The following is a 25,920-nucleotide window of genomic DNA, read 5'->3' as shown; positions in this document are numbered from 1 at the left end:
ACACCCCCGGGCCCGCCATCTCGGCCTCCCCCCCCCCCCCACGTCCGGGGGGGTGCCACAACCCCCGCGGCGCGCGCCCCGGCGGCGGGGCGCGCCCCCCACCCCTCGTTTCGCGTAGCGTAGAGGGATGGATGGTCAGCAGACGGATGGGGCGGACGAAACGGGAGGCCCGGGCGACGACGCGCTCGTGCCCCGGCTCAACCTGATCGAGGACCAGCCCCTGGCCGCACGGGCGGAGGCATACGCCCAGGTGCACGACGAGCTGCGCGAGCAGCTGGAGGGCGGCGACGTCCAGCGCAATGGCTGACGACGGTCCCGGAGCCCCTGACCCGGAGGTCCGACTGGATGTGGCGCTCGCCGCACGCGGTCTGGCCCGGTCGCGCTCGCACGCCGTCACGATCATCGCCGACGGCCTGGTGACCGTCGACGGGCGTGCAGCCGTGCGCCCGTCGGTGAAGGTGCGCGGGACCCAGGTGATCGCCGTCGCGGGAGCCGACCACTACGTCAGTCGCGGAGCGCACAAGCTCATCGCGGCGCTGGATGCGTTCGGCCTGCCCGTCGACGGGCGCATCGCACTCGACGTCGGCGCCTCCACCGGCGGATTCACGCAGGTGCTCCTGGAGCGCGGGGCCGCCGAGGTCATCGCCATCGACGTCGGCCACGGGCAGCTCGCGCCGTCCCTCTCGGGCGAACCGCGCCTGCTCTCGTTCGAGGGGATCAACGCCCGCGTCCTGACCGCTACGGCGCTGGCCGGGCTCGTCGGCCGTCCTGTGCGCCCCGACCTCGTCGTCGGCGACATCTCCTTCATCTCGCTGACGCAGGTGCTGCCCGCCCTGGTCGAGACGGCGGAGCACGGCGCCGACTTCGTGCTGCTGGTGAAGCCGCAGTTCGAGGTCGGTCGCGGCGGCATCAAGGAGGGCATCGTGCGCGATCCCGTTCTGCGCTGCGAGGCCGTGACGAGCGTGCTGTGGGCCGCGCACGACCTGGGTGTCGGCACCGCCGGATTCCTGGCCTCACCGATCGCCGGCAGCCAGGGCAATCTCGAATACCTGGTGCGGCTCAACGCGACCGTCGGTACGAATCCGACCGAGTGGCTGCCGAAGGTCGAGGCGGTGACTCTCCGCGGCTGACCGGTCTCCGGATGCGCGGCATCGAGCATCCACAGCCCCGGTTCCTCCACAAGCTCAGCCGCCGTTCACCCAAGAGCGCGCAGGATCAGACAGAATGGGTAGACCGTATCGACGTGAAGATGGGAGCGTGACGCCTATGGGTGCACCCAAGCGGTACATCCTCGTCGTCGCGCACACAGGTCGCCAAGATTCCCTCGCAGCCGGGGTGGAGGTCTGCTCCCAGTTGATCGACGCCGGGGTCGTGCCCGTCCTCAGCGAAGACGAGCGGCGCGACCTGCTCGCCGCCGAGCCGAGCTTCGGAGGCGTGGCGGTTCTCGGCGTCGACGTGCAGCCGAGCGAACTCGAACTCGTGATCGTTCTGGGCGGTGACGGCACCATTCTGCGCGCTGCCGAACTGGTTCGCGGATGCTCGGCTCCGCTGCTCGGTGTGAACCTCGGCCACGTCGGCTTCCTCGCCGAGAGCGAGCGCGACGACCTCGAGCTGGCCGTGGCTCGGGGGCTCGCCAAAGACTACGAGGTGGAGGAGCGCATGACGCTCTCCGCCAGGGTCAAGGTCGGCAAAGAGGTCGTGTACGAGAGCTGGGCGCTCAACGAGGCCACGGTCGAGAAGGCCAGCCGCGAGCGCATGCTCGAGGTCGTCATCGAGGTCGACGGCCGGCCGATGTCGAGCTTCGGCTGCGACGGCGTCGTCATGTCGACGCCGACCGGGTCGACCGCGTACTCGTTCTCCGCCGGCGGACCGGTGGTCTGGCCGGGTGTGGCAGCGCTGCTGCTCGTGCCCCTGAGCGCGCACGCGCTGTTCGCGCGTCCCCTCGTGGTCGACGCCGACTCGTCCCTCGCCGTGGAGCTGCTCGAGCGGGCCGGCGGGTCCGGCATCCTCTGGTGCGACGGTCGCCGAGCGTACGACCTGCCGCCGGGCGCGCGCGTGGTCGTGCGGCGCTCGCCCATCCCTGTGCGACTGGCCCGGCTGCATCCGGGGCCGTTCACCGACCGCCTGGTGCAGAAGTTCAGCCTGCCCGTCACCGGATGGAGGGGGCCGGCCGGACGTGACTGAGCAGCGTGCGGGCATCGAGGAGATCTCGATCAAAGACCTGGGCGTCATCGCAGACGCCTCCCTGCCACTGGGACCGGGATTCACCGCCCTCACGGGTGAGACCGGTGCGGGCAAGACCATGGTCGTCTCGGCTCTCGGGCTACTGCTCGGCGAGCGGGCCGACACGGGTGCTGTGCGACTCGGCAGCCCGCAGGCGTGGGTCGAGGGCCGCTGGCGCGTCGCCGACGGCGGCGAGGTCGTCGAACGGGTCCGGGATGCGGGAGGCGACGTCGATCCGCTCGGACAGGGTGCCGCAGAGCTCGTGCTCTCGCGTTCCGTCTCGGCCGAGGGTCGCTCGCGGGCCGTGGTCGGCGGCCGCAGCGCTCCGGTCAGCGTGCTCACCGAGCTCGGCGGCCAGCTCGTCGTCGTTCACGGGCAGTCCGACCAGATCCGGTTGCGCTCGGCTGTCGCCCAACGCGAAGCGCTCGACCGGTTCGCCGGAGCCCCGCTCGCCGCGGCGATCGACGTCTACTCGCAGGTGTTCCACCGCTGGCGCGACAACCGAGCCGAGCTCGAGGAGATCGTCGCCGACCAGGACCGGCGGGCACGCGAGGCCGAAGACCTGCGGCTGGCCATGGCCGAGATCGAGGCCGTCGCACCGCAGCCCGGCGAAGACGTCGAACTGGCCGAGCGCTCCGAGCGCCTCAGCAACCTCGAAGACCTGCGCCTCGCCGCCGCCACCGCTCGCGAGCTCCTGTCGGCAGAGGAGTCCGAGGGCACGGATGCGCTGAGTCTGCTCGACAACGCCCGCCGCCACCTCGAGCGCGTCTCGAGCCACGACGCACAGCTGGTCGGTGTCGCCGAGGCGGTCGCGAACGCCAACTACCTGGTGTCGGATGTGGCAGCCCAGCTCTCCACCTACCTCGCCACCCTCGACACCGACGGCGCACGCGAGCTGGAGATCGTGCAGGAGCGACGGGCGGAGCTGGCCACGCTCATCCGCAAGTACGGTCCGGCCCTCGACGACGTGATCGAGGCTCTCGAGACGGGCAGCTCACGGCTGTTCGAACTCGACGGCGACTCCGAACGCATCGATCAGCTGCGCGCCGAGGTCGAGGCCGACGCCGAGCTCGTGACCGAACTGGCCGACGGTCTCAGCCGGATGCGCCGAGAAGCGGCCTCGCGGCTGAGCGACGAGGTCTCCGACGAGCTCACGGCGCTCGCGATGGCCGACGCCCGCGTCGTGGTCGAGGTGACCGAGCGCGAAGAGTTCACGGCGAGCGGGCGCGACCAGGTCTCGATCCTCCTGCAGCCGCATTCGGGCGCCGAACCGCGACCTCTCGGCAAGGGGGCGTCCGGTGGCGAGCTCTCCCGCGTCATGCTCGCGATCGAGGTCGTCATCGCCGGCAGCGATCCCGTGCCGACGTTCATCTTCGACGAGATCGACGCCGGGGTGGGAGGCGCATCCGCGATCGAGATCGGGCGCCGTCTGGCGAGACTCGCGGAAACTTCCCAGGTGATCGTCGTGACGCACCTGGCGCAGGTCGCGGCCTTCGCCACCAACCACCTCACGGTCGTGAAGGGCAGCGACGGCTCGGTGACCGAATCCAGCGTCCGTCAGCTGACCGGCGACGAGCGCATCGCCGAGATGGCACGTCTGCTCTCGGGGCTGCCCGATTCCGAGAGCGGACTCGCGCACGCACGCGAGCTCGTCGACATGGCTTCCGTCAAGCGCTGAGCCGTCGCGAGCTGCGCGCAACGCGCATCCGGGGCCCGAGCATCCCCAATCCGGTGATAGCATAAAAGCCCGTGGTGGATAATTCAGACGCGGGCATTTCAAACGGCATTACCAAGCACATTTTCGTGACGGGTGGTGTCGTTTCTTCGTTGGGCAAGGGTCTTACAGCGGCCAGCCTGGGCAACCTTCTGACGGCCCGCGGGCTTCGCGTCGTGATGCAGAAGCTCGACCCGTACCTGAACGTGGATCCGGGAACGATGAACCCGTTCCAGCACGGTGAGGTCTTCGTCACCGACGACGGCGCTGAGACCGACCTCGACATCGGCCACTACGAGCGCTTCCTCGACATCAACCTGGGCCAGTCGGCCAACGTCACCACCGGGCAGATCTACTCGAACGTGATCGCGAAGGAGCGCCGCGGCGAATACCTCGGCGACACGGTGCAGGTCATCCCGCACATCACCGACGAGATCAAGCGCCGGATGCGCCTGCAGGCCCAGCCCGGCCCGAACGGCGAGCCGCAGCCCGACGTGATCATCACCGAGATCGGCGGAACGGTCGGCGACATCGAGTCGCAGCCGTTCATCGAGTCGGCCCGCCAGGTGCGCCACGAGCTCGGCCGCAAGAACTGCTTCTTCGTGCACGTCTCGCTCGTTCCGTTCATGAACGCGTCGGGCGAGCAGAAGACCAAGCCGACGCAGCACTCCGTCGCCGCCCTGCGCTCGATCGGTATCCAGCCGGATGCCCTGGTGCTCCGCAGTGACCGCCCCGTCTCCGAGTCGAACAAGCGCAAGATCGCGCTCATGTGCGACGTCGACGAGGCCGCCGTGGTGAACGCGGTCGACGTGCCGAGCATCTACGACATCCCGACGATGCTTCACGATCAGGGCCTCGATGCCTACATCATCGACCAGCTCGGCCTCAGCGCCGGCGACGTCGACTGGGACGGCTGGAGCGAACTGCTGCAGGCGGTGCACGACCCCAAGCACGAGGTCACGATCGGCGTGGTCGGCAAGTACATCGACCTTCCGGATGCGTACCTCTCGGTCACCGAGGCGCTGCGAGCGGGTGGCTTCGCGCACAACGCCAAGGTCGTGCTCAAGTGGATCGCCTCCGACGACTGCCAGACGCCAGAGGGTGCGGCCCACATGCTCTCCGACGTCGACGCGATCTGCGTCCCCGGCGGCTTCGGCGTGCGCGGGATCGAGGGCAAGGTCGGCGCGCTGCGCTTCGCCCGCGAGAACGGCATCCCGGCTCTCGGCCTGTGCCTCGGCCTGCAGTGCATGGTCATCGAGTACGCCCGCCACGAGGTCGGCCTGGTGGGCGCATCCTCGTCGGAGTTCGATCCGGACACCGAGTTCCCGGTGATCGCCACGATGGCCGAGCAGGTCGAGATCATCGCCGGCGGCGACCTGGGCGGCACCATGCGCCTCGGCCTCTACCCGGCGAGCCTCGCCGAGGGCTCGATCGTCTCCGAACTGTACGGGGCGCCCGAAGCCTCCGAGCGTCACCGCCACCGGTACGAGGTCAACAACAACTACCGCGAGCAGATCGCCGATGCCGGACTCTGGTTCTCGGGCACGTCGCCCGACGGGCACCTCGTCGAGTACGTCGAGCTGCCGCGCGAGGTGCACCCGTACTACGTGGGCACCCAGGCGCATCCGGAGCTCAGGTCGCGTCCGAACCGCGCCCACCCCCTCTTCCGCGGTCTCGTCGGTGCTGCCCTCGACCGTCAGAAGGCCAGCCGGCTGTTCGAAGTCGCGGCCGAAGCCTGATGGGCGAACTCCTCGCCGACGAGCCGTTCTCGCCGGAGATCATCTCGACCGAGGTTCCGTTCAAGGGCAAGATCTGGAACATCCGGCGCGACACCTTCCGCTACAACGGCGAGGAGATCACGCGCGAGTACGTCGACCACACGGGTGCCGTCGCCATTCTCGCGCTCGACGATCAGGACCGCGTGCTGCTGATCAAGCAGTACCGTCACCCGGTTCGCCACCGCGACTGGGAGATCCCGGCGGGGCTGCTGGATGTGCACGGCGAGGCCCCGCTGTCCGCCGCGAAGCGCGAACTGGCCGAAGAGGCCGACCTCCAGGCCGACGAGTGGAACGTGCTCGGCGAGTTCTACACGACTCCCGGAGGCAACAACGAGGCGATCCGCGTCTACCTGGCTCGTGGCGTGCATCCGACCGCTGCAGCGTTCGCGCGCTCCGATGAGGAGGCCGACATGGAGGTTCGCTGGGTTCCCCTCGACGAGGTCGTGGATGCGATCCTCGCCCGGCGCGTGCAGAACCCGTCGTTGATCGTCGGCGTGCTCTCGGCGCGCGTTGCGCGGGAGAGCGGCTGGTCGCAGCTCGCTCCGGCGGACGAGCCGTGGCCACGGCATCCCAAACTCGGATCGTGATCGGCGAGCGATGACCACCGAGGCGGCTGTGGACTCGTACCTGCGGCACGTCTCGATCGAGCGGGGACTCGCAGCGAACACGGTCGCGGCCTATCGGCGCGACCTCGGGGTGTACTCGTCGTGGCTGGACGCACAGGGCGTCTCGTCGCTCTCCGAGGTGACCAGCGCGACGATCTCCGAGTTCACGATCCATCTCGGGTCGCGCGAGGAGTCGCCGCTCACCGCCTCGTCGCTGGCCAGGATGCTCTCGACCGTGCGCGGCTTCCACCGCTTCCTGCTCGATGAGGGCGTGGTCGTGACGGATGCGGCCCACGAGGTGAAGCCCCCCAAGCTCACCAGCCGACTGCCGAAGGCCATCACGGTCGACCAGGTGGGCGCGCTTCTCGCGGCGACCGACGGCGACGGCCTGCAGGCCCTCCGCGACAAGGCGCTGCTCGAACTGCTCTACGCGACAGGCGCCCGCGTGAGCGAGGCCGTGGCCCTGAACGTCGACGACGTGATCGACGACGACATCGTGCGGCTCACGGGCAAGGGCAGCAAGCAGCGGATCGTGCCGCTCGGCAGCTACGCACGCACGGCCATCGACGCCTACCTGGTGCGCGCACGGCCCGCCCTCTCCGCACGTGGCACGGCGACGCCGGCGTTGTTCCTCGGGATGCGCGGGGCGCGGGTCTCGCGTCAGAACGCGTGGCTGATCATCCGGGCCGCCGCAGAGCGCGCGCACCTCGACATCGAGATCTCACCGCACACCCTGCGGCACTCGTTCGCGACGCACCTGCTCGCCGGGGGAGCGGATGTGCGGGTCGTGCAGGAGCTGCTCGGCCACTCTTCGGTCGCCACGACGCAGATCTACACACTGGTCACCGCGGATACGCTGCGGGATGTGTACACGTCGGCGCATCCGCGAGCGCGCTGACGGCTTCGTACCGATGGTCAGCGGAGTATTCCTCGTCGGCGGGCTGCGGAGACGGCTGCGGTGCGGGAGTTGACGTCGAGTTTCGAGAAGATGTGCGCGAGGTGGGATTTCACCGTTGTCTCGCTGACGAAGAGCTCTTCTGCGACATCGGTGTTCGATCGGCCTGCGGCGACGAGCTCGAGGACTTGGATCTCTCGACTGCTGAGACTGATCTGAGGCGCGCGCATCCGGTTGAGGAGCCTGGAGGCGATGACGGGCGCGAGTGCACTTTCGCCTGCTGCGGCGGCGCGGACGGCGGCGATGAGTTCGTGCGGTGGGGCGTCCTTGAGGAGGTAGCCGCTGGCGCCGGCCTCGACGGCGCTGAGGATGTCGGCGTCCGAGTCGTAGTTCGTGAGCACGAGGACGTACGGCGGTGCATCGAGCGAGCGGATGCGGCGGGTCGCATCCGCGCCCGTGGTCGCTTGCTGTGACCCGAATTGGAGATCCATCAGCACGACGTCCGGGTTTTCGCGTTCGGCGAGGTCGACGGCCTCATCGGGTGTCGCCGCTTCGGCGACGACCTCGAAATCGTCTTCGAGGCTGAACAGGGCGATGAGGCCGGCGCGGACGATGGGGTGATCGTCCGCGATCACGAGCCGGATCATGCGAACTCCGTCAGGTGGAGGTCGACGGCCAGGGTCGTGCCGTGGCCCGGTGTGGCGTCGATGGTGAGGGTTCCGCCGAGCTGCTGGACCCGCTCGGAGGTGGCTTGGAGGCCGAACGAGTCCGACTTCTCCGCGGTCTCCCTCGCCGGATGCTCCGGGTCGAATCCGGTTCCGTCGTCGGCGACGGTGAAGCGGAGCCGGTCGTGGTCGATCGCGATGGTGATGGTCGCGGTGGTGGCGTGGGCGTGCTGGATCACGTTCGCGATCGCGCCTTGCGCGATGCGCAGTAGCGCTGTTTGCAAATGCATCGGCAACACGATGGTGTCGGAGACCCGCACCTGCACGTCGAGTCCTTGTGCTGCCCACTGAGTGCGCGCGAGCCTGCGGAGCGCCCCACCGAGGGTCTGGTCATCCAGCTGCGGCGGGGTGAGCTCGCGGATGAATCGGCGTGCCTCGACGAGGTTCGCCGCGGCGGTTTCGCGGGCGAGTCGGATGTGTTCGATGCCGGGGCGGCCGGGGTCGGCGCGTTCGGCGGCGTGCAGCAGCATTTGGATGCTGGAGAGCCCTTGGGCCAGGGTGTCGTGGATTTCGCGGGCGAGCCGGGCTCGCTCTGCGAGAACCCCTGACTCGTGCTCGGTCGCGGCGAGTTGCCCCTGGGTGGCGATCAGTTCTCTGACGAGCGCCTCACGCTGTTCGGCTTCGCGGGCGAGAGCCTGATAGCCGAGCCCGATCAGTAGCGCGACGCCGGCACCGATGAGCGGGCCGACGACACCGCCGACGGTCCACCCGCTGTGGATGCCGAGGGCGCAGATCGCGACGATCGTCGAGAGCAGGATCGCAACCGAGCCCCACCAGCGGCCGAGGAGGTGAAGGTAGAGGAAGAACAGCGGAAACACCAGGTAGGCGGCATCCGGGATCAGCCACACCAGAACGACCCATTCCACGGTCAGGACTGCCAACCAGCCCAACCGCAGTAGTCGCCGTGCTCGAACGGATCGAGTCAGGACAGCACCGAGCGCATACGTCAAGCCGAGGACCACCGCCACGATGATCACAGTGACGCTCGCATCCGTCGGCGTGAGGATCGCGCGGGCGATGACCAGCACAGTGAGGGCGATGAAGAGGGTGTGGAGGCCGGTGCGCAGACCCACGAAAACGGGAGTCAATGCGGTGTGCGCCATGGGCTGAACTCTACGCGCCGCCCCCGTAGCAGTCATCGTCCGAAAGGACGACGAGAGGCTCCGCACTCCGGGCGGAAATCGGTGTTCGGGTAGCCGATGACCTGGCGGCGGCAGAAGGCGAGAGTGGAGTGGTCACCGCATCGGTGGCAGGAAAGGCGCACACCATGTTCGTCGCGTTACGCGATCTCCGCTTCGCTCGGGGCCGGTTCATTCTCATCGGCTCCGTCGTAGCCCTCATCACCGTTCTCGTCGGCTTCCTCAGCGGACTGACCGGGGGACTCGCCACCCAGAACGTCTCGGCCGTCCTCGCACTCCCCGCCGACCGCATCGTCTTCTCAGCACCCACGACGGGAGGCAGCGGTGCCAGCTTCTCCGACTCCGCCATCAGCGAGCAGCAGGCAACCGGCTGGGCAGCCACCGACGGCGTCGTCGCTGCCGAACCTGTGGGGATCAGCCAGACCCGCGGGGAGACCGACGACACCCGCGCGGCGGTCGCCGTGTTCGGTGTGGAACCGGGATTCGACGACGGCGCCCCTTCGGACGACGGCCGGCTCGGCCTGTCCGATCCCGCCGCCGAAGCCCTCGAGGTGACCATCGGAGATGACGTCACGATCGCAGGCACCGCCTACACCGTCGAAAAGGTCGGTGGAGACGGCTGGTACAGCCACACCCCCGTTGTGCAGATGACCCTCCACGACTGGCAGGCCTACTCCGCCGCGACCGGCAACCCGGACGCCTACGCCACAGTTCTCGCTGTCACCGGCAGCCCCGACTGGGATGCCGCCGACACCGCGAACGCCACCGTGTCAAAGACCCCCCTCGGGTCGCTGATGGCGCTCAGCGCGTTCCGTTCCGAAATCGGATCGCTGCTGCTGATGGTCGCCATGCTGTTCGGCATATCCGGGCTCGTGATCGGCGCCTTCTTCACCGTCTGGACCATGCAGCGCAAAGGCGACATCGCCGTCCTCAAGGCCCTCGGCGCCAGCACCCGATCCCTCGTCCGCGACGCACTCGGCCAAGCACTGATCGTCCTGCTTCTGGGCATCGGAATCGGACTGGGACTGGTCGCCGTATTCGGCGCGCTCGCCGGCACCGCGCTGCCGTTCATGCTCAGCCCGATCACGACCGTCCTTCCGGGCGCGATCATGATCGTCCTCGGCCTCGCCGGGGCCGCGTTCGCGCTCCGTTCCGTCACCTCCGCCGACCCCCTCACCGCCCTTGGGAGCAACCGATGATCCGCCTGAACGACATCACCCTCACCTTCCCCGACGGCGACACCCGCGTCACCGCGGTCGACAACGTCTCTCTCACCGCCCATCCGGGCACAGTCACCGGAATCACCGGGCCCAGCGGTTCCGGCAAATCCAGCCTCCTCGCCGTCGCCGCGACGCTGATCCGTCCCGACTCCGGGCAGGTCCTCATCGATGACATCGACGCCACCCGGCTGAACCCGCGCGAAGCAACCGAGTTGCGCCGCGACCACATCGGGATCGTGTTCCAGCAGTCCAATCTGATCCCGTCACTCACCGCCCGCGAACAACTGACCGTCATGAACGAACTCGGCGCCCGACACAGTCGGCGGAAACGCGCCGAAGCCGCCACCCGGGCCGACATGCTCCTGGACGCGGTCGGCCTCACCGACCACGGCGACAAGAGACCGCACCAGCTCTCCGGCGGGCAACGTCAACGCGTCAACATCGCCCGCGCCCTGACGAACGACCCCAGTGTGCTCGTGATCGACGAGCCCACCAGCGCCCTCGACCAGGAACGAGGGGCGAGCATCATCGAGCTCATCCTGCGCCTCACCGATGAACTGAACACGTCTACCCTGCTCGTCACCCACGACCTCATCAACCTCCCGCGCATGCACGGGGTCGTCCACCTCGTCGACGGCCGCCTCGTCGACACGTTCGCCACCACGTGACCACACCGCTGACGCGCGGCGGTGCGCCCCGCGAACCGGGGGGCGCGCCGTTAGACTTGCGCGAGGTAGGGTCCGCGGGAGCGGGCCGGCCGATCGGGCGAGAGGGACGAGGAACACGCAGGTGACGCGCAACGACGAGGTCAGGACCGAGCTCCCCGGCATGGATGACACATCCATCGCCGAACGGCTCGGGCCAACGGGGCGTCCCTTCCACACCTTTGCCGCGCCGAAGCCGCTGAAGCAGCACGGGCCCGCCCGCATCATCGCGCTCTGCAACCAGAAGGGCGGCGTCGGCAAGACGACGACGAGCATCAGCCTGGGCGCGAGCCTGGCCGAGTACGGTCGCCGGGTGCTCGCGATCGACTTCGATCCACAGGGTGCGCTCTCTGCGGGGCTCGGCGCTCAGACGCACGACGTCACGACGATCTACGACCTGCTGCTGTCGCGCAGCAAGGATCCGGCCGAGGCCATCCAGCACACGGGGACGCCCGGACTCGACATCATCCCGGCGAACATCGACCTGTCGGCCGCGGAGGTGCATCTCGTCAACGAGGTCGCCCGCGAGCAGATCCTGGCGAGTGTGCTGCGCAAGGTGAGCGCCGACTACGACGTGATCCTGATCGACTGCCAGCCATCGCTCGGCATCCTCACGGTGAACGCGCTCACCGCGAGCCACGGCGTGCTCATCCCGCTCGAGTGCGAGTACTTCGCGCTGCGCGGCGTCGCGCTCCTCATCGAGACGATCGACAAGGTGCGGGAGCGGCTGAATCCCGCGATCGAGCTCGACGGCATCCTGGCCACCATGTACGACTCGCGCACACTGCACTCGCGGGAGGTGCTGGAGCGGGTCGTGGACGCGTTCGGCGACCGCGTGCTCGAGACCGTCATCTCGCGCACGGTCAAGTTTCCGGATGCGTCGGTCTCGGGTACCCCGATCACCCAGTTCGCCCCGGAGCACGCCGCCGCGGAGGCCTACCGCCAGTTGGCGAGGGAACTGATCTCGCGTGGCGCCGTCGCCTAGCCAGGCCGCGAGCGAGCAGACCGAACCGGTCACCTTCCGTGTCGCGCTCGGCGATTTCGAGGGTCCGTTCGATCTGCTGCTGAGCCTGATCACCAAGCACGAGCTCGACATCACCGAGATCTCGCTGAGCCGCGTCACCGACGAGTTCATCGCGTACCTGCGCGGCCTCGACTCCGCGGACAGCCTCGACGAGGCCAGCGAGTTCCTGCTGGTGGCGGCCACCCTCCTCGACCTCAAGGTCGCCGGCCTGCTGCCGCAGGGCGAGCTCGTCGACGCCGAGGACGTGGCGCTCCTGGAGGCCCGCGACCTCCTGTTCGCGCGGCTGCTGCAGTACCGCGCGTTCAAGGAGGCGTCGGCCTGGTTCCAGGCCGCACTCGACGCCGAATCCACCCGCCACACCCGCACTGTGCGCCTCGAGGACAAATACCGTCAGCGCACTCCCGAGCTCGTCTGGACCCTCACCGCCGACGACTTCGCCGCGCTCGCCACCCTCGCCCTCACCCCTCGCGAGATCCCCGTCGTCGGGCTGGACCACCTGCACGCGCCGCTGGTCAGCATCCGGGAACAGGCGGCCCACGTCGTCGGGATGCTGCGTTCGGGCGAACCCCTCACCTTCCGCCAGCTGGTCGCGGGCGCCGACCAGAAGGGCGTGGTCATCGCGCGTTTCCTGGCGGTGCTCGAGCTGTACCGGCACGCCGCGATCGCGTTCGAGCAGCTGGAGCCGCTCGGCGAGCTGACCGTGCGCTGGACCGCCGAGCACTGGTCCCACGAGAACCTGTCCAACCTGGGAGCCGATTATGACGGTTGAGAACCTGCACGCAACCGACGAGGACACCGAGCGCACCGCGCCTGCGCTGCCCGACGGCATCGACCTGGAGCGCGCTCTCGAGGCCATCCTCATGGTTGCCGACGAGCCGATGAGCGTCATGACGCTGGCGACCGCGGTCGGCGCTCCCGTCACACGGGTGAAGGCGGCGGTGGATGCGCTGGTCGCCGACTTCGACGGCGCCGACGGCAGCGTCCGGCGCGGTTTCGAACTGCGCGAGGTCGGCGGCGGCTGGCGCATCTATGTGCGGCCCGAATACGACTCCGTCGTCTCCGACTACGTGCTCGCGCAGAACCCGACCAGGCTCTCCCAGGCGGCCCTCGAGACGCTCGCGGTGATCGCGTACAAGCAGCCGATCAGCCGCGGTGCGATCGCCTCCATCCGGGCGGTCAACGTCGACTCCGTCGTGCGCACCCTGCTCGGTCGCGGGCTCATCACCGAGATGTTCACCGACAGTGAGACCGGCGCGATCAACTACGGCACGACCGAGCTGCTGCTCAGCCAGCTCGGCATCAACTCGATCGACGAGCTGCCGAAGATCTCGCCGCTGCTCTCCGACGGCACCGAAGGGTTCGACGCCGATGTCCGCTAGGCCGACAGACAACGCCGGGGAACCCCAGGGCGAACGCCTGCAGAAGGTCATGGCTGCCGCAGGCGTGGCCTCGCGCCGCGTCTCCGAGGATCTCATCTCGGCCGGTCGGGTGACGGTGAACGGCACGGTCGTCACCGAGCTCGGCCGCCGCATCGACCCCGTTCACGACCGGGTCGCGGTCGATGGCACCGCGGTGCAGCTCGACACGAGCCGGCGCTACGTGATGCTGAACAAGCCGGTCGGCGTCGTGAGCTCGATGCGCGACGAGCAGGGCCGCCCCGACCTGTCCCGGTTCACCGCCGGCTACGAAGAGCGGCTCTTCAACGTCGGACGCCTCGACGCCGAGACGTCGGGGCTGCTGATCCTCACCAACGACGGCGAACTCGCGCACGTGCTCGCGCATCCCAGTTTCGGTGTGACGAAGACGTACATCGCCCGCGTCAGGGGTGTGGTCACCCCGCAGACGATCGCGACATTGACCCGAGGGGTCGTGCTGGACGACGGCCCGATCGCCGCCGACAAGGCCCGCCTGCTCGAGCGCAGCTCGGCCAGCCGTGACAGCCTCGTCGAACTGACCCTGCACTCCGGCCGCAACCGGATCGTGCGGCGCATGATGGCCGAGGTCGGGCATCCGGTGGTCGAGCTGGTGCGCCGGCAGTTCGGTCCGCTGCACCTGGGAACGCTCCGGGTGGGTGAAATGCGCGACCTGACTAAGGTGGAACTCGGCGATCTGCTGACCATCTCGCGCGAGAAGGACACCAAGTGAACGACAGCACCTCCCGGCTGACCGGCCCCGTCCGCGTCGTCGGTGCCGGGCTCCTCGGCGCGTCCGTCGGCCTCGGGCTGCGTGCACGCGGAGTGGATGTGCTGCTCGCCGACGCCTCGCCGGCCCACCTCAGCCTCGCGGCCGACTACGGCGCGGGCCGTGCAGACGACGGCTCGATCGAGCCCGTCCTGATCGTCGTGGCGGTGCCGCCCGACCTCGTGGGGTCGGTCGTGCGCGCCGAGCTCGCAGCGCATCCGGATGCCGTGGTGACGGATGTGGCCAGCGTCAAGGTCGCCCCGCTCGCCGAACTCGAGGCCTCCGGCGCCGACCTGTCCCGCTACGTGGGGTCGCATCCGCTCGCCGGACGCGAGCGAGGCGGACCGAGCTCCGCACGTGCCGACCTCTTCATCGGGCGGCCCTGGGTCGTCTGCGCCCGGCCGGAGAACGACCGCGCATCCGTCACCCTCGTGGAGTCGCTGATCCTCGACCTCGGCGCGACGCCCGTCGAGATGCAGACGGCCGAGCACGACGCCGCTGTCGCACTCGTCTCGCACACGCCGCAGCTCGTGGCGAGCCTCATGGCCAAGCGCCTGGCGGATTCGACGGATGCGGCCCTCGCGCTCGCAGGTCAGGGCGTGCGCGACGTGACGCGCATCGCCGGCAGCGAACCCGAGCTCTGGGTGCAGATCCTCGGAGCGAACGCGCCCGCCGTCGTCGACATCTTGCGCGCGTACCGCGACGACCTGGACCGCGTGCTCGTCGCGCTCGGAGACATCGACGTCCCGGGCTCGCGCCGTGTGCTCGCTGAGGAGATCGCCGCCGGCAATGCGGGCGTCTCGCGCCTGCCGGGCAAGCACGGCCAGAGCAAGCGCTACGCCTCGATCGTCGTCATGGTCGACGACCGTCCGGGAGAGCTCGCCCGACTGCTCACCGAACTGGGCGAGATCGACGTGAACATGGAAGATCTGCGGCTCGAGCACTCGCCCGGCGCGCAGGTCGGCCTCGCCGAGATCGCCCTGCTGCCGGAGGTGCTGCACCGCACCATCGACGACCTGAGCGCCCGAGGATGGAGAATCGCCGGATGACGGATGCCACCATGGACACACCCGGCGGCCCCGTCGTCGTCGCCGTCGACGGACCGGCCGGCAGCGGAAAATCGAGCGTCAGCAAGGCGAGCGCCCGCCGGCTGGGCTACGCCTACCTCGACACCGGCGCTGCATACCGCGCGCTCAGCTGGTTCGTCGTGCAGCGGCAGCTGGATCCGACCGACGCCTCCGCGGTGATCGACGCCCTGCCCGACTTCGACTACCGCATCGGGACCGAGCCCGACGGCTACCACGTGCTCGTCGGCTCGCACGAGGTGACCGCGGCGATCCGGGAGCCGGAGGTGACCGCCGTGGTCAGTGCGATCGCGCGAGTGCCCCAGGTGCGCGCACATCTCACCGGGCTGTTCCGCGACATCGTGCGGCACACCGAGAAGCCGGGGATCGTGGTCGAGGGTCGGGACATCACGACCGTGGTGGCGCCGGATGCCGACGTGCGCATCCTTCTCACAGCAAGCGAAGAGGCTAGAATAGCCAGGCGTTCCGCGGAACTCGTCGGCCAGACGCCCGACAATGTCGGCGAACAGCTCCACCGGCGGGACAAGGCCGACTCCCAGGTCGTGGACTTCATGAACGCCGCCGACGGTGTGACCACCGTCGATTCAACCGAACTTGACTTCGATCAGACCGTGGATGCGGTCATCGCGGTCGTGCTGCAGCAGAGAGATACGCGAGAAGCCCATGCCTGACACCGTGCCCGAGAAGGGCGAACTCCAGGAGCCGGAAGGCGCCGACGACCTCGTCGAGCGACTCACCGATCTCGACGAGGACCTCGCCACCCAGCGCGCCATCGCCCTGCGCTCCGGCCTCGACGACTACGAGCTGGAAGAGGACGACCTCGACCTGCTCGAGACCGTCACCGAGGATCCGGATGCGATCACCTACCTCCCGGCGCTGCCGGTGCTGGCGATCGTCGGCCGCCCGAACGTGGGCAAGTCCGCTCTGGTCAACCGCATCCTGGGCCGCCGTGAAGCCGTCGTCGAAGACACCCCGGGCGTGACGCGCGACCGTGTCTCGTATCAGGCCGAGTGGAACGGGCGACGCTTCACCGTGGTCGACACCGGCGGCTGGGAGCCCGACGCCAAGGGGATCGACGCCTCGGTCGCCGCCCAGGCCGAGATCGCCATCGATCTGGCGGATGCCGTGCTGTTCGTCGTCGACGCCAACGTGGGCGCGACCTCGACCGACGAGCATGTCGTGCGCCTGCTCCGCAAGACCAAGAAGCCGGTGTTCCTCGCGGCGAACAAGGTCGACGACGTGCGCCAGGAGCCGAACGCCTCGTCGCTGTGGTCGCTCGGCCTCGGAGAGCCGCTCCCCGTCTCCGCCCTGCACGGGCGCGGCGTAGCGGACATGCTCGACACGATCCTCAAGGTGCTGCCCGAGGTCTCCGCCGTCGCCAAGCGCGAGGTCGGCGGACCCCGCCGCGTCGCGATCGTCGGCCGCCCGAACGTCGGCAAGTCCTCGCTGCTGAACAAGGCGGCGGGGGAGGAGCGCGTGGTCGTCAACGAGCTCGCCGGCACCACCCGCGACCCGGTGGACGAGCAGGTCGAGATCTCCGGCAAGGTGTGGCGCTTCGTCGACACCGCGGGCATCCGCCGCCGGGTGCACCTGCAGCAGGGCGCCGACTTCTACGCGTCGCTCCGCACGTCGACCGCGCTCGAGAAGGCCGAGGTCGCTGTCGTCGTGCTCGACGTCACCGAGCCGATCAGCGAGCAGGATGTGCGGATCATCGACCTCGTGCTCGAATCCGGCCGCGCGCTCGTGCTGGCCTTCAACAAGTGGGACCTTCTCGACGACGACCGGCGCCGCTACCTCGAACGCGAGATCGAGCAGGACCTCGCACACGTCTCGTGGGCCCCGCGCGTCAACATCTCGGCGCGCACCGGGCGTCACCTCGAGAAGCTGGTCCCCGCTCTGGAGCTCGCACTCGAGTCGTGGGACACCCGCATCCCGACCGGCAAGTTCAATGCGTTCCTCGCCGAGCTCACGGCCGCGCATCCGCACCCGGTGCGTGGTGGCAAGCAGCCGCGCGTGCTGTTCGGCACGCAGGCGACCAGCCGCCCGCCGACATTCGTGGTGTTCACGACCGGCTTCCTCGACCCCGGCTACCGTCGCTACATCGTGCGCCGCCTCCGCGAGATCTACGGCTTCGAGGGCACGCCCATCCAGCTCAACATGCGCGTGCGCGAGAAGCGCAAGCGCTAGACGAGGTCGGCCGTTTCGTAGCGGCCGGAGGCCACGGCTGCGCGGAGCTTCTCGTAGTCGGCGAGGGACTGGCGGGCGTAGTCGTGCGACCACGCGACGACAGCATCCGTGAACGCTGAGCCCCTCCCGATGTAGCCCGCAATGAAGGCTCCCTCGGGGCTGCGCGCGTGGGCGCGGGCGAGGATCATGGCGCACGCCCTCACATAGTCGATGAACGCCTGCTCGGTCAGCGCGGGGATGTCGAACGAGACGTTCCGGTCGCGGAACTGACGCACGTAGAGTCCGACGCCGTCGACCGTCACGTAGCCGAGGAACGGGTCGGAGACGGCCTGCAGGATGCGCTGGTGCGCGGTGACCCGGTAGCCCGGGTTCGCAGCGCGCAGGTCGGGGTCGACCCCGCTGATCGTGCCGATCGGCACGTTCCCGAAGTCGTGGATCACCGACTCGGCGGCCTCCTTCACCTGGAGGACGAGGGGCTCGCCGAGGGGACCGGTGAGGACGACGATGTAGCACCGCGTGCCGACGCTGCCGACGCCGACGACGCGGCGGGCCGCATCCGTGATCGTGTGCTGGGACAGGAGCAGGGAGATGTCGGGGGAGACTGTGGTGCGGTAGCTCTCGATCACCCCGCTCACCCGCCGCTCGACCTCGGGACCGACGTGCATCAGCCGGGGTGGGCTCTCCACGATGTGCATCGAGCCGTCGGCGGCGGTCTTCGTTATCCGCGCGATCACGCGTGCAGAAGTGCGCTTCTCGGCCGCTTTGAGTGCCGCCTGCACGACCGCGCGGCTGTCCTTGCCGAACTGGCGGCCGTCGTGAACTGACGTGGCACGGAAGAACCGCTCGACCGCATCCTGGCCGAGGGCTTCGTTCAGCCCGTCCCGGTAGGCGGAGGCGCAGCGGGTCGCCGCGCGTCGCACCTCGTCGGCGCTCGCTCCGCGAACGTGCGCGGCCAGCACGACGCTCGTGACCAGGCGCTTCACATCCCACTCCCACGGCCCGACCGTCGCCTCGTCGAAGTCGTTGAGGTCGAACACCATCGAGCGTTCGGGGGAGGCGAAGAGTCCGAAGTTGCTGATGTGCGCATCCCCGCAGATGGCGACGTGGGCGCCGGTCGTCGGCTCACCGGCGAGGTCGGCCGCCTGGATCGCGGCAGTTCCGCGGTAGAAGGCGAACGGGTCTTGCAGCATGCGTGCGATCCGGAGGGGGATGAGGTCGGGCAGTCGCTTCTCGTGCTGGCGGTCGAGCACGCCAAGCGGGTCGCGCCGCGCATCCGGTACGTAGTGGGCGTGGGCCGAACGGGGGAGACGGGTGCGCGCCGCGCGGCCCTCCTCCATCCGTTCGGCATGGGTGACGACGTGAGCGTGATCGAAGCGCAGGCGGCCGGGGGCGCGGGTCATGCGCTCAGGATAGACCGGCGCGAGCACGGCGCGATGGCGGCGCGAGCAATCGATGCATCCGCATGGAATCGGCAAAATGTAGCGGCAAAACGTGGGCGCGTCGACGCGGCGCGCGGGCGATCAGGATACGCACATCCCAGCCCAAGGAAATGCGCTGTTTCGAAGTTGTTGACGCGACCACAAAGGGGGGTTTGTACCCCGGTCTGTCCTCACTAGTGTGGACACAGTAAGAGCTACCCGACTGCGCGACCCGAAAGCGCAGGGCTCTCATCTACAAGGACGCATACCCGATCATGAGTTCTACAAGTTCATATTCCCCTGCCCGGAAACGCCAACTCGGCGCCGAAAAGCGCACCGAACCGCTACCGACGGTTCACCCCGCACCCTCCGATCGCAAGATCACCTTCAGCCGTGTCGCCATCGTGCTGACCATGCTGTTCTGGGCGATCTACGTCGTGACCACGATCATCCGCCAGTTCCTCGACAGCGGAACGCAGAACTTCCGCTTCACCATGGAGGCGGTCGGCTACCTCGTCGTCGTCACCTTCCTCACCTTCTCCGCGCTGATGTACCTGGTCGCTCGCCAGGGAGCACTGCAGCGGTTCAAGAAGCACGTGCGCGTTCCTCGCGCCGAACTCGACCGGCACTTCGCCACCAGCCAGCCCTCGATCACCGTGTTGGTGCCCTCCTACGCCGAGGAGCCGGAGGTCGTGCGGATGACGCTGCTCTCCGCCGCCCTGCAGGAGTACCCGTCGATGCGCGTCGTGCTGCTGCTCGACGACAACCCCAACCCGAAGGATCCGGAGGTCGCCGACCGTCTGGGCGCCACCCGCGCCCTCGCCGACGACATCAGCGCGCTGCTCGCCGAGCCCCGCTCCCGGTTCACGGATGCGCTCCTCCGCTTCGAGCTGAGCAGCCCCGACACCTTCGTCGCACCGCACGAGGCGCTCGACCTCGCCGCCGAGTACGCCTGGGCCGCCGCCTGGCTTCACACCGAGGCGGACGCGCACGGCATCGAAGACCACGTCGACCTGTTCTTCGCCGACCAGGTGCTGCGCGGACTCGCGGACGAGCTGGCTCTCGTCGGCCAGGCCGTGGAAGCCGCCGTCGCGGAGGGCGTCTCGCTCACCTCCGACCGCATCGCACAGTTCTACCGCCGCCTCGCGTGGACGTTCGACGCCGATCTCGCCGTGTTCGAGCGCAAGCAGTGGGCATCTCTCTCGCACGAGGCGAACAAGGCGATGAACCTGAACGCGTACATCGGGCTGATGGGCGGCACCTATCGGGTCGAGGAGACGCCGGAAGGCCCCATCCTGACCCCCGTGAGCTCGCGTCGCCCGGGCGATATCGACATCCCCGACAGCGACTTCCTGCTGACTCTCGACGCCGACTCGATCCTGCTGCGCGAGTACTGCCTGCGGCTCACCTACTTCCTGCAGCAGCCCGACAACGCCCGCGTCGCAGTGACCCAGACCCCGTACTCGTCGTTCCGCGGCGCAGGCACCCGGATCGAGCGGCTCGCCGGGGCCACCACCGACATCCAGCACGTTCTGCACCAGGGAATGAGCTACTTCGGTGCCACCTTCTGGGTCGGCGCGAACGCGGTGATCCGCAAGCGTGCGCTCGAGGACATCGTCGAGACCGAGTTCGTCGGCGGGTTCGAGGTGCGTCGCTACATCCAGGACCGCACCGTCATCGAGGACACCGAGTCGAGCATCGACCTCGGCACCCACGGCTGGACGCTCGTGAACTACCCGGAGCGACTCAGCTACTCCGCCACCCCGCCCGACTTCGGCTCGCTCATCGTGCAGCGCCGCCGCTGGGCCAACGGTGGTCTGCTGATCCTGCCGAAGCTGTGGCGTCAGATCCGCGAGCGCAAGCGTCGTGGCGAGATCGTGTCGCGCACCGAGCTGCTGCTGCGCATCAACTACATGTCGTCGATCGCGTGGGCGAGCTTCGGACTGATCTTCCTGCTGGCGTACCCGTACGACGGCCGTCTGCTCAGCCCGGTGGTGCTGCTCGCAGCGCTCCCGTACTTCCTCGCGATGGCCAGCGACCTGCGCTACGCCGGCTACAAGGGGTCGGACGTGTTCCGGATCTACGGCTTCAACCTGATCCTGCTCCCGGTGAACCTGGCCGGTGTGCTCAAGTCGATCCAGCAGTCGCTGACCGGCAAGAAGATCCCGTTCGTGCGCACCCCGAAGGTCAAGAACCGCACCGCCTCCCCGCTGCTCTACGTGGTGGCACCGTTCCTGATCGTCGCGTTCTCGCTGTTCACCCTCTGGCGTGACGTGAACGCGCAGAACTGGGGCAACGCCGCATTCGCCGCCTTCAACGCCACCCTCGCCATCTGGGCGATCATCTCCTACATCGGCGTCGGCAACGCCATCGTCGACATCTGGCTGGGCATCACCCGGCCGCTCTACGTCGACAAGGGGAACCGTGAGAAGGCCGAGGCCGCCCAGCCGGCCACCGACACGATCGACTGGCGCTCGGTGCTGTACCACGGTCACGCCGGCGGACAGGTTCCGCGCGTCGACCACGCCCTCGCCGGCGCGGCTTCCGTCTCCGAGTCCGAGAAGCAGGCTGCCTGATGCCCCGCAAGCACAGGGAGTCCGAGACTCCCGAGGTTCGTGACGCCCAGGCGCCCACCGTCGGCAACGCCGACGGGGGACGCAAGCTCTCCCCGCTGCGCGTCCTCGGTGCAGCACTGGTCGCGGTGATCGTGGCGACCGGCGGCGTCGTCGGGTTCCAGTGGTGGAGCGCTCAGGCATCCGTCGACTCCAAGCCGTGGTTCGCCTCCTACGTCGACGTGACCGCCACCCCGCGGTTCGCGTTCGAGAATCTCGGGGCGTCGACGACGAAGGATGCGATGCTCTCGTTCGTCGTCTCGTCCAAGTCGGACGCGTGCACCCCGAGCTGGGGCGGTGCGTACACGCTCGATCAGGCTCGCGCATCCCTCGACCTCGACCGTCGTATCGCCCGTCTGCAGCAGCAGGGCGGCACCGTCGCAGTGTCGTTCGGCGGACAGCTGAACGACGAGCTGGCGGTCGGATGCGACGACCCGGCAGCGCTGAAGGCCGCATACTCGGCCGTGGTCGACCGCTACGACGTCGGCACCGTCGACCTCGATCTCGAGGGCGGCGGGCTGACGAACACGGCCGCGAACGAGCGCCGCGCAGACGCGATCGCGTCGCTGCAGAAGGAGCGCCGCGAATCCGGGAAGGGCCTCGCCGTCTGGCTGACCCTCCCGGTGGCACCCAACGGGATGACCTCCGACGCGACCGACGCCATCGCAGCCATGCTCAAGGCCAAGGTCGACATCGCCGGCGTCAACGTCATGACGATGGACTTCGGCAGCTCGAAGAACGCCAAGCAGTCGATGGCGGTCGCATCGGAGAGCGCCCTCTCGGCAGCGCAACGTCAGCTCGGTGTGCTCTACGACCGCGCCGGCACGCACCTGAGCGACCCGAGCCTGTGGGCGAAGATCGGCGCCACCCCGATGATCGGCCAGAACGACATCGAGAAGGAGGTCTTCACCCTCGCCGACGCCAAGGCGCTCAACGCCTGGGCCGTCTCCAAGGGTGTCGGCCGCATGTCGATGTGGTCGGCGAACCGCGACAAGACCTGCGGCTCGAACTACGTCGACACGACCGTGGTCTCGGATGCGTGCAGCGGGATCGTGCAAGGCAAGACAACGTTCGCCTCGCTGCTGTCCAAGGGCTTCGACGGGCACATCTCGCTGGGGGAGTCGGCCGTGACCACCGCCGAGCCGCAGTCCACCGCGTCGGTGAAGGACGACCCGGCGAAGTCCCCGTACGCCGTCTGGTCGACCTCGAACTCGTACCTCCAGGGCACGAAGGTCGTCTGGCACCACAACGTCTACGTCGCCAAGTGGTGGACGAAGGGCGACGTGCCCGACAACCCCGTGCTGAACTCGTGGGAGACGCCGTGGGAGCTCGTCGGCCCGGTGCTGCCGGGCGAGACGCCCATCCCGCAGCCGACCGTGCCGGCCGGAACCTACCCGGACTGGGCGGGAACCGCCGCCTACGACAAGGGCGACCGCGTGCTCTTCGACGGCACCCCGTACGAGGCCAAGTGGTGGACCCAGGGCGACAGCCCCGAGGCCGCCAGCGCCAACCCCGACTCGTCCCCCTGGGTTCCGCTGACCCAGGACGAGATCGATCAGCTCCTTGGTGGTGACAGCACCACCAAGTGACAGGCAGGCGGCGGGATGCTGCGTTACGCGCATCCCGTCGCCCCCTCACCTGGGACTCCGCTGCGGGGTGGAGTCCCAGGCGTGCGCCCTCGGGCGACGTCGTGTCGGCGGGGCTGGTGCGCTTTCGGGTGGCGCACGAAACACCCCCGCCGACACGCTAGGCATTGGTATCCGCGGATACTGTTAGCAAGCGGGAGGGAGTGCCAGACGTGAACCGCGTGACCATCGCCGGGCTCGCCGCCCAGCTGCAGCTGTCGAAAGCCTCGGTCTCCTACGCCCTCAACGGCCAGCCCGGTGTGAGCGACGAGACCCGACGCCGGGTGCTCGAACTCGCCGACGAGCTCGGCTGGCACGCCAGTTCGAGCGCCCGTGCGCTGTCGCGATCGCGAACGGATACGATCGGCATCGTTCTCCGCCGCGACCCGAGCCTGCTCGGCACCGAGCCGTTCTACATGAGCCTGCTCGCGGGCGTGGAGAGTGTTCTCGCCACGACCGACAAGGCGCTCCTGCTCCGGATGGTCGGCACCAACCCCGGTCAGGACCTCGACACGTACCGGCGCTGGAGCGGCGAGGGGAGGGTGGACGGCGTTCTGCTGTTCGACATCGCGCTCGACGATCCACGACCGGCGCTGCTGGACGAGCTCGGGCTGGCCTTCGTTCTCGCCGGAGCCCGGCCGCAGATCGCGCCGGGACGCGTGCTCGTCTACGACGTGAGCGGCGACGCCCAGCTGATCATCGAGCATCTGGCGGGCCTCGGCCATCGCGACCTGCTGCACGTCACCGGACCGCTCGACTTCGAGCACGAGCACGACCGTCGCGCCTCGATCGAGGCGGACGCACCCGCCAGGGGGATGCGCCCGGTGTTCGTCGAATCCGACTACAGCACCGACGCGGGCGACCGGATCGTGTCTGCGCAGCTGCGGGAGCATCCGGAACTCACTGCCGTGATCACCTCGAACGACCTGCTAGCCCTGGGCGCCTCGTCGGCACTCGACCGGCTCGGGCGCGACGATGTCGCCCTCGTCAGCTGGGACGATTCATTGCTCTGCAAGCTGGGAGCGCGGCCGATCACGGCCCTCGCGCGCTTTCCGGAGGAGCAGGGCCGGCGTAGCACGCAGCTGCTGCTCGACAACCTGCGTGGGCTGCCGCCGGAGCACACACGCGCCAAGCCGAGCGAGCTGGTCGTGCGGACGACGAGCACCCCGGCCCCGGTGCTGCACTAGCCCGCTCATCGCCGCAGTGACCCCCCTTCGGTACTAGACCGATCGGGTATCGTCTCGATATCGTTTTGGCAATCCCCTTGACAACTGAACCGGTTCAGTTAGCATCAGTCGCGTGGTGTTCTGCGCCACCGACCAAGAGACAAGGGAGTCACTATGAGAAAACGCGCCATTCTCGCGGGCGCGATCGCCGCCGCGGTCGCACTCGTGGCAGCAGGGTGCAGCGGTTCCGGCGGATCCACCGGAGACGCCAGCGGATCGACGATCACCTACTGGGCCAGCAACCAGGGAACCAGCCTCGACAACGACAAGCAGGTTCTCACACCGGTGCTCGACGACTTCACGAAGAAGACCGGCATCAAGGTCAAGCTCGAAGTCATCGGATGGAACGACCTGCAGACGCGCATCCAGACGGCCGTCACAAGCGGGCAGGGTCCGGACGTGCTCAACATCGGCAACACCTGGGCGGCTTCGCTGCAGGCGACCGGAGCGTTCATGCCGTTCGACGACGCCAACATGAAGGCGATCGGAGGCGCGGACAAGTTCGTCAAGACGGCCCTCGACACGGGTGGCGCGCCCGGCAAGACCAAGACGAGCGTCCCGCTCTACGGTCTCGCCTACGGCCTCTACTACAACAAGGCGATGTTCAGCGCCGCCGGACTCCAGCCGCCGACGACCTGGGAGGAGCTCGTCACCGACGCCAAGGCGCTCACGAAGGGTGATCAGTTCGCCTTCGCCCTCGCGGCCGGCAGCTACACCGAGAACGCGCACTTCGCATTCATCAACGGCGCACAGGACAACGCCGAGCTCTTCGATTCGAAGGGCAACCCGACGTTCACCTCTCCCGGTATCGTCTCCGGCATCAAGCGCTACATCGACCTGATGCAGACCGACAAGGTCGTCAACACGTCGAACGCGCAGTACGACAACGGTGTGCAGGCGGTGAACGACTTCGCCAAGGGCAAGGTCGCGATGATCCTCAACCAGAACAACGCCGACTCGTCGATCAACGCCAACGGCATGAAGTCCGACGCCTACGGTGTGGTTCCGTTCCCGGCTCCCGAGGGCGGCCAGCCGGTCGCCAGCCACGTCGCCGGTATCAACCTGTCGATCATGAAGAACACCAAGAACAAGGATGCGGCGCTGCAGTTCGTGAAGTTCATGACCAGCGAGTCCACGCAGACCACGCTGGGCAAGCCGTACGCGTCCCTTCCGGTGCTCAACGGAGCGAAGGCCAACTTCACCGACAACGCTGAGGAGGCTGCGACCTTCCAGAAGATCTACAACACCATGTCGAAGCCGCTGCCGCTGGTTCCGGCCGAGGACCAGTTCGAGAACACCGTCGGCAAGGCGATGAACGACATGTTCGCCAAGATCGCCACAGGTGGAACGGTCAGTGAGAGCGACATCAAGGCCGCGCTGCAGTCGGCGCAAGACCAGGTGAAGCAGTCGATCGGATAGCGTCCCCGCGCATCCGCCGGCCGTGGGGGGGGGGGGGGGCGCCCGCGCCCCATTGGGGCGGAATGTGGCGCGGTGGCAGTCCAGGGGTCGCGTCGGGGGGTGGTAGCGGCGGTGGCGACAGTGGCGTTAGGGCCCTTGAT

23 protein-coding genes are annotated in these 25,920 nt (G+C 68.6%); 20 read left to right on the top strand and 3 right to left on the bottom strand.

All coding sequences use genetic code 11. The features are described 5' to 3' along the window. Positions 1–127: 127 nt before the first annotated feature. The 7 genes from ACFVV0_RS08780 to xerD all read left to right on the top strand — a co-directional run bounded on the left by ACFVV0_RS08780 (position 128) and on the right by xerD (position 7,218). Complete coding sequence (locus tag ACFVV0_RS08780; protein WP_387061176.1) at positions 128–307, top strand: hypothetical protein; 180 nt, start codon at positions 128–130, stop codon at positions 305–307. Continuing rightward, complete coding sequence (locus ACFVV0_RS08775; RefSeq protein WP_387061173.1) at positions 300–1,130, top strand: TlyA family RNA methyltransferase; 831 nt, start codon at positions 300–302, stop codon at positions 1,128–1,130. Before ACFVV0_RS08780 ends, ACFVV0_RS08775 begins: the two co-directional genes overlap by 8 nt. A gap of 136 nt (positions 1,131–1,266) precedes the next feature. Continuing rightward, positions 1,267–2,184 (top strand): NAD kinase, encoded by a 918-nt coding sequence (locus tag ACFVV0_RS08770; protein ID WP_387061170.1) that lies wholly within the window; start codon positions 1,267–1,269, stop codon positions 2,182–2,184. Further along, positions 2,177–3,901 carry a DNA repair protein RecN gene (recN, locus tag ACFVV0_RS08765; protein ID WP_387061167.1) on the top strand — a complete coding sequence of 575 codons (1,725 nt, stop codon included), beginning with the start codon at positions 2,177–2,179 and terminating at the stop codon, positions 3,899–3,901. Before ACFVV0_RS08770 ends, recN begins: the two co-directional genes overlap by 8 nt. A 74-nt stretch (positions 3,902–3,975) precedes the next feature. Further along, positions 3,976–5,676, top strand: coding sequence for a CTP synthase (locus ACFVV0_RS08760; protein WP_387061786.1), 1,701 nt, complete (start codon positions 3,976–3,978; stop codon positions 5,674–5,676). Then, positions 5,676–6,302 (top strand): NUDIX domain-containing protein, encoded by a 627-nt coding sequence (locus tag ACFVV0_RS08755; protein ID WP_387061164.1) that lies wholly within the window; start codon positions 5,676–5,678, stop codon positions 6,300–6,302. Before ACFVV0_RS08760 ends, ACFVV0_RS08755 begins: the two co-directional genes overlap by 1 nt. 10 nt (positions 6,303–6,312) lie before the next feature. Continuing rightward, positions 6,313–7,218, top strand: a complete 906-nt coding sequence (gene xerD, locus ACFVV0_RS08750) for a site-specific tyrosine recombinase XerD (RefSeq protein WP_387061161.1) — start codon at positions 6,313–6,315, stop codon at positions 7,216–7,218. Positions 7,219–7,235: 17 nt separating this feature from the next. Here the strand turns inward: xerD and ACFVV0_RS08745 are convergent, their stop codons facing one another. Further along, complete coding sequence (locus ACFVV0_RS08745; RefSeq protein WP_387061158.1) at positions 7,236–7,862, bottom strand: response regulator; 627 nt, start codon at positions 7,860–7,862, stop codon at positions 7,236–7,238. Beyond that, complete coding sequence (locus ACFVV0_RS08740; protein ID WP_387061155.1) at positions 7,859–9,043, bottom strand: sensor histidine kinase; 1,185 nt, start codon at positions 9,041–9,043, stop codon at positions 7,859–7,861. Before ACFVV0_RS08740 ends, ACFVV0_RS08745 begins: the two co-directional genes overlap by 4 nt. 164 nt (positions 9,044–9,207) lie before the next feature. On the opposite strand from ACFVV0_RS08740, the gene ACFVV0_RS08735 reads away from it, so the two are divergent. From ACFVV0_RS08735 to der, 9 genes are all read left to right on the top strand, one after another. Further along, a complete protein-coding gene (locus ACFVV0_RS08735; protein WP_387061152.1) occupies positions 9,208–10,278 on the top strand; it encodes an ABC transporter permease in 1,071 nt (356 codons plus the stop codon). Further along, positions 10,275–10,967 (top strand): ABC transporter ATP-binding protein, encoded by a 693-nt coding sequence (locus ACFVV0_RS08730; protein ID WP_387061149.1) that lies wholly within the window; start codon positions 10,275–10,277, stop codon positions 10,965–10,967. The genes ACFVV0_RS08735 and ACFVV0_RS08730 overlap by 4 nt, the downstream gene beginning before the upstream one ends. Before the next feature lie 121 nt (positions 10,968–11,088). Continuing rightward, complete coding sequence (locus ACFVV0_RS08725) at positions 11,089–11,988, top strand: ParA family protein (protein ID WP_387061147.1); 900 nt, start codon at positions 11,089–11,091, stop codon at positions 11,986–11,988. Further along, positions 11,972–12,796 (top strand): segregation and condensation protein A, encoded by an 825-nt coding sequence (locus ACFVV0_RS08720; protein ID WP_387061144.1) that lies wholly within the window; start codon positions 11,972–11,974, stop codon positions 12,794–12,796. The genes ACFVV0_RS08725 and ACFVV0_RS08720 overlap by 17 nt, the downstream gene beginning before the upstream one ends. Continuing rightward, a complete protein-coding gene (scpB, locus tag ACFVV0_RS08715; protein WP_387061141.1) occupies positions 12,786–13,406 on the top strand; it encodes an SMC-Scp complex subunit ScpB in 621 nt (206 codons plus the stop codon). The genes ACFVV0_RS08720 and scpB overlap by 11 nt, the downstream gene beginning before the upstream one ends. After that, a complete protein-coding gene (locus ACFVV0_RS08710) occupies positions 13,396–14,172 on the top strand; it encodes a pseudouridine synthase (protein WP_387061139.1) in 777 nt (258 codons plus the stop codon). Before scpB ends, ACFVV0_RS08710 begins: the two co-directional genes overlap by 11 nt. Then, the gene (locus ACFVV0_RS08705) at positions 14,169–15,257 is read left to right on the top strand and encodes a prephenate dehydrogenase (protein ID WP_387061137.1); all 1,089 of its coding nucleotides are present in this window, start codon (positions 14,169–14,171) and stop codon (positions 15,255–15,257) included. Before ACFVV0_RS08710 ends, ACFVV0_RS08705 begins: the two co-directional genes overlap by 4 nt. Then, positions 15,254–15,964: a (d)CMP kinase gene (gene cmk / locus ACFVV0_RS08700; protein WP_387061135.1), complete on the top strand. Its 711-nt coding sequence runs from the start codon at positions 15,254–15,256 to the stop codon at positions 15,962–15,964. The genes ACFVV0_RS08705 and cmk overlap by 4 nt, the downstream gene beginning before the upstream one ends. After that, complete coding sequence (gene der, locus ACFVV0_RS08695) at positions 15,957–17,480, top strand: ribosome biogenesis GTPase Der (protein WP_387061132.1); 1,524 nt, start codon at positions 15,957–15,959, stop codon at positions 17,478–17,480. The genes cmk and der overlap by 8 nt, the downstream gene beginning before the upstream one ends. On the opposite strand, the gene ACFVV0_RS08690 is transcribed toward der, so the two are convergent. Then, entirely contained in the window at positions 17,477–18,880 is a 1,404-nt protein-coding gene (locus ACFVV0_RS08690; RefSeq protein WP_387061129.1) for a DUF2252 domain-containing protein, read from the bottom strand. The genes der and ACFVV0_RS08690 overlap by 4 nt on opposite strands. Positions 18,881–19,173: 293 nt before the next feature. Here ACFVV0_RS08690 and ACFVV0_RS08685 point away from each other — a divergent pair, with 293 nt between their 5' ends. The 4 genes from ACFVV0_RS08685 (at position 19,174) to ACFVV0_RS08670 (ending at position 25,780) form a co-directional block, all read left to right on the top strand. Next, positions 19,174–21,474 carry a glycosyltransferase family 2 protein gene (locus tag ACFVV0_RS08685; protein ID WP_387061126.1) on the top strand — a complete coding sequence of 767 codons (2,301 nt, stop codon included), beginning with the start codon at positions 19,174–19,176 and terminating at the stop codon, positions 21,472–21,474. Then, positions 21,474–23,099, top strand: a complete 1,626-nt coding sequence (locus tag ACFVV0_RS08680; RefSeq protein ID WP_387061123.1) for a chitinase — start codon at positions 21,474–21,476, stop codon at positions 23,097–23,099. Before ACFVV0_RS08685 ends, ACFVV0_RS08680 begins: the two co-directional genes overlap by 1 nt. Positions 23,100–23,308: 209 nt before the next feature. Further along, complete coding sequence (locus tag ACFVV0_RS08675) at positions 23,309–24,322, top strand: LacI family DNA-binding transcriptional regulator (protein WP_387061120.1); 1,014 nt, start codon at positions 23,309–23,311, stop codon at positions 24,320–24,322. Positions 24,323–24,475: 153 nt separating this feature from the next. Then, positions 24,476–25,780, top strand: a complete 1,305-nt coding sequence (locus tag ACFVV0_RS08670) for an ABC transporter substrate-binding protein (protein WP_387061118.1) — start codon at positions 24,476–24,478, stop codon at positions 25,778–25,780. Positions 25,781–25,920: the final 140 nt, after the last annotated feature.

The organism is Leifsonia sp. NPDC058230 (genome assembly GCF_042882245.1).
Classification (GTDB): domain Bacteria; phylum Actinomycetota; class Actinomycetes; order Actinomycetales; family Microbacteriaceae; genus Leifsonia.
The sequence above is the reverse complement of the archived record's forward strand: the minus strand, read 5'-3'. Positions and strand labels throughout refer to the sequence as shown.

Bases quoted from the DNA above. Each gene is read 5' to 3' on its own strand.
- ACFVV0_RS08780 (WP_387061176.1), top strand. From the start codon at position 128: ATGGATGGTCAGCAGACGGATGGGGCGGACGAAACGGGAGGCCCGGGC.
- ACFVV0_RS08775 (WP_387061173.1), top strand. From the start codon at position 300: ATGGCTGACGACGGTCCCGGAGCCCCTGACCCGGAGGTCCGACTGGAT.
- ACFVV0_RS08770 (WP_387061170.1), top strand. From the start codon at position 1,267: ATGGGTGCACCCAAGCGGTACATCCTCGTCGTCGCGCACACAGGTCGC.
- ACFVV0_RS08755 (WP_387061164.1), top strand. From the start codon at position 5,676: ATGGGCGAACTCCTCGCCGACGAGCCGTTCTCGCCGGAGATCATCTCG.
- xerD (WP_387061161.1), top strand. From the start codon at position 6,313: ATGACCACCGAGGCGGCTGTGGACTCGTACCTGCGGCACGTCTCGATC.
- ACFVV0_RS08745 (WP_387061158.1), bottom strand. From the start codon at position 7,862: ATGATCCGGCTCGTGATCGCGGACGATCACCCCATCGTCCGCGCCGGC.
- ACFVV0_RS08740 (WP_387061155.1), bottom strand. From the start codon at position 9,043: ATGGCGCACACCGCATTGACTCCCGTTTTCGTGGGTCTGCGCACCGGC.
- ACFVV0_RS08735 (WP_387061152.1), top strand. From the start codon at position 9,208: ATGTTCGTCGCGTTACGCGATCTCCGCTTCGCTCGGGGCCGGTTCATT.
- ACFVV0_RS08730 (WP_387061149.1), top strand. From the start codon at position 10,275: ATGATCCGCCTGAACGACATCACCCTCACCTTCCCCGACGGCGACACC.
- scpB (WP_387061141.1), top strand. From the start codon at position 12,786: ATGACGGTTGAGAACCTGCACGCAACCGACGAGGACACCGAGCGCACC.
- ACFVV0_RS08710 (WP_387061139.1), top strand. From the start codon at position 13,396: ATGTCCGCTAGGCCGACAGACAACGCCGGGGAACCCCAGGGCGAACGC.
- cmk (WP_387061135.1), top strand. From the start codon at position 15,254: ATGACGGATGCCACCATGGACACACCCGGCGGCCCCGTCGTCGTCGCC.
- der (WP_387061132.1), top strand. From the start codon at position 15,957: ATGCCTGACACCGTGCCCGAGAAGGGCGAACTCCAGGAGCCGGAAGGC.
- ACFVV0_RS08690 (WP_387061129.1), bottom strand. From the start codon at position 18,880: ATGACCCGCGCCCCCGGCCGCCTGCGCTTCGATCACGCTCACGTCGTC.
- ACFVV0_RS08685 (WP_387061126.1), top strand. From the start codon at position 19,174: ATGAGTTCTACAAGTTCATATTCCCCTGCCCGGAAACGCCAACTCGGC.
- ACFVV0_RS08680 (WP_387061123.1), top strand. From the start codon at position 21,474: ATGCCCCGCAAGCACAGGGAGTCCGAGACTCCCGAGGTTCGTGACGCC.
- ACFVV0_RS08670 (WP_387061118.1), top strand. From the start codon at position 24,476: ATGAGAAAACGCGCCATTCTCGCGGGCGCGATCGCCGCCGCGGTCGCA.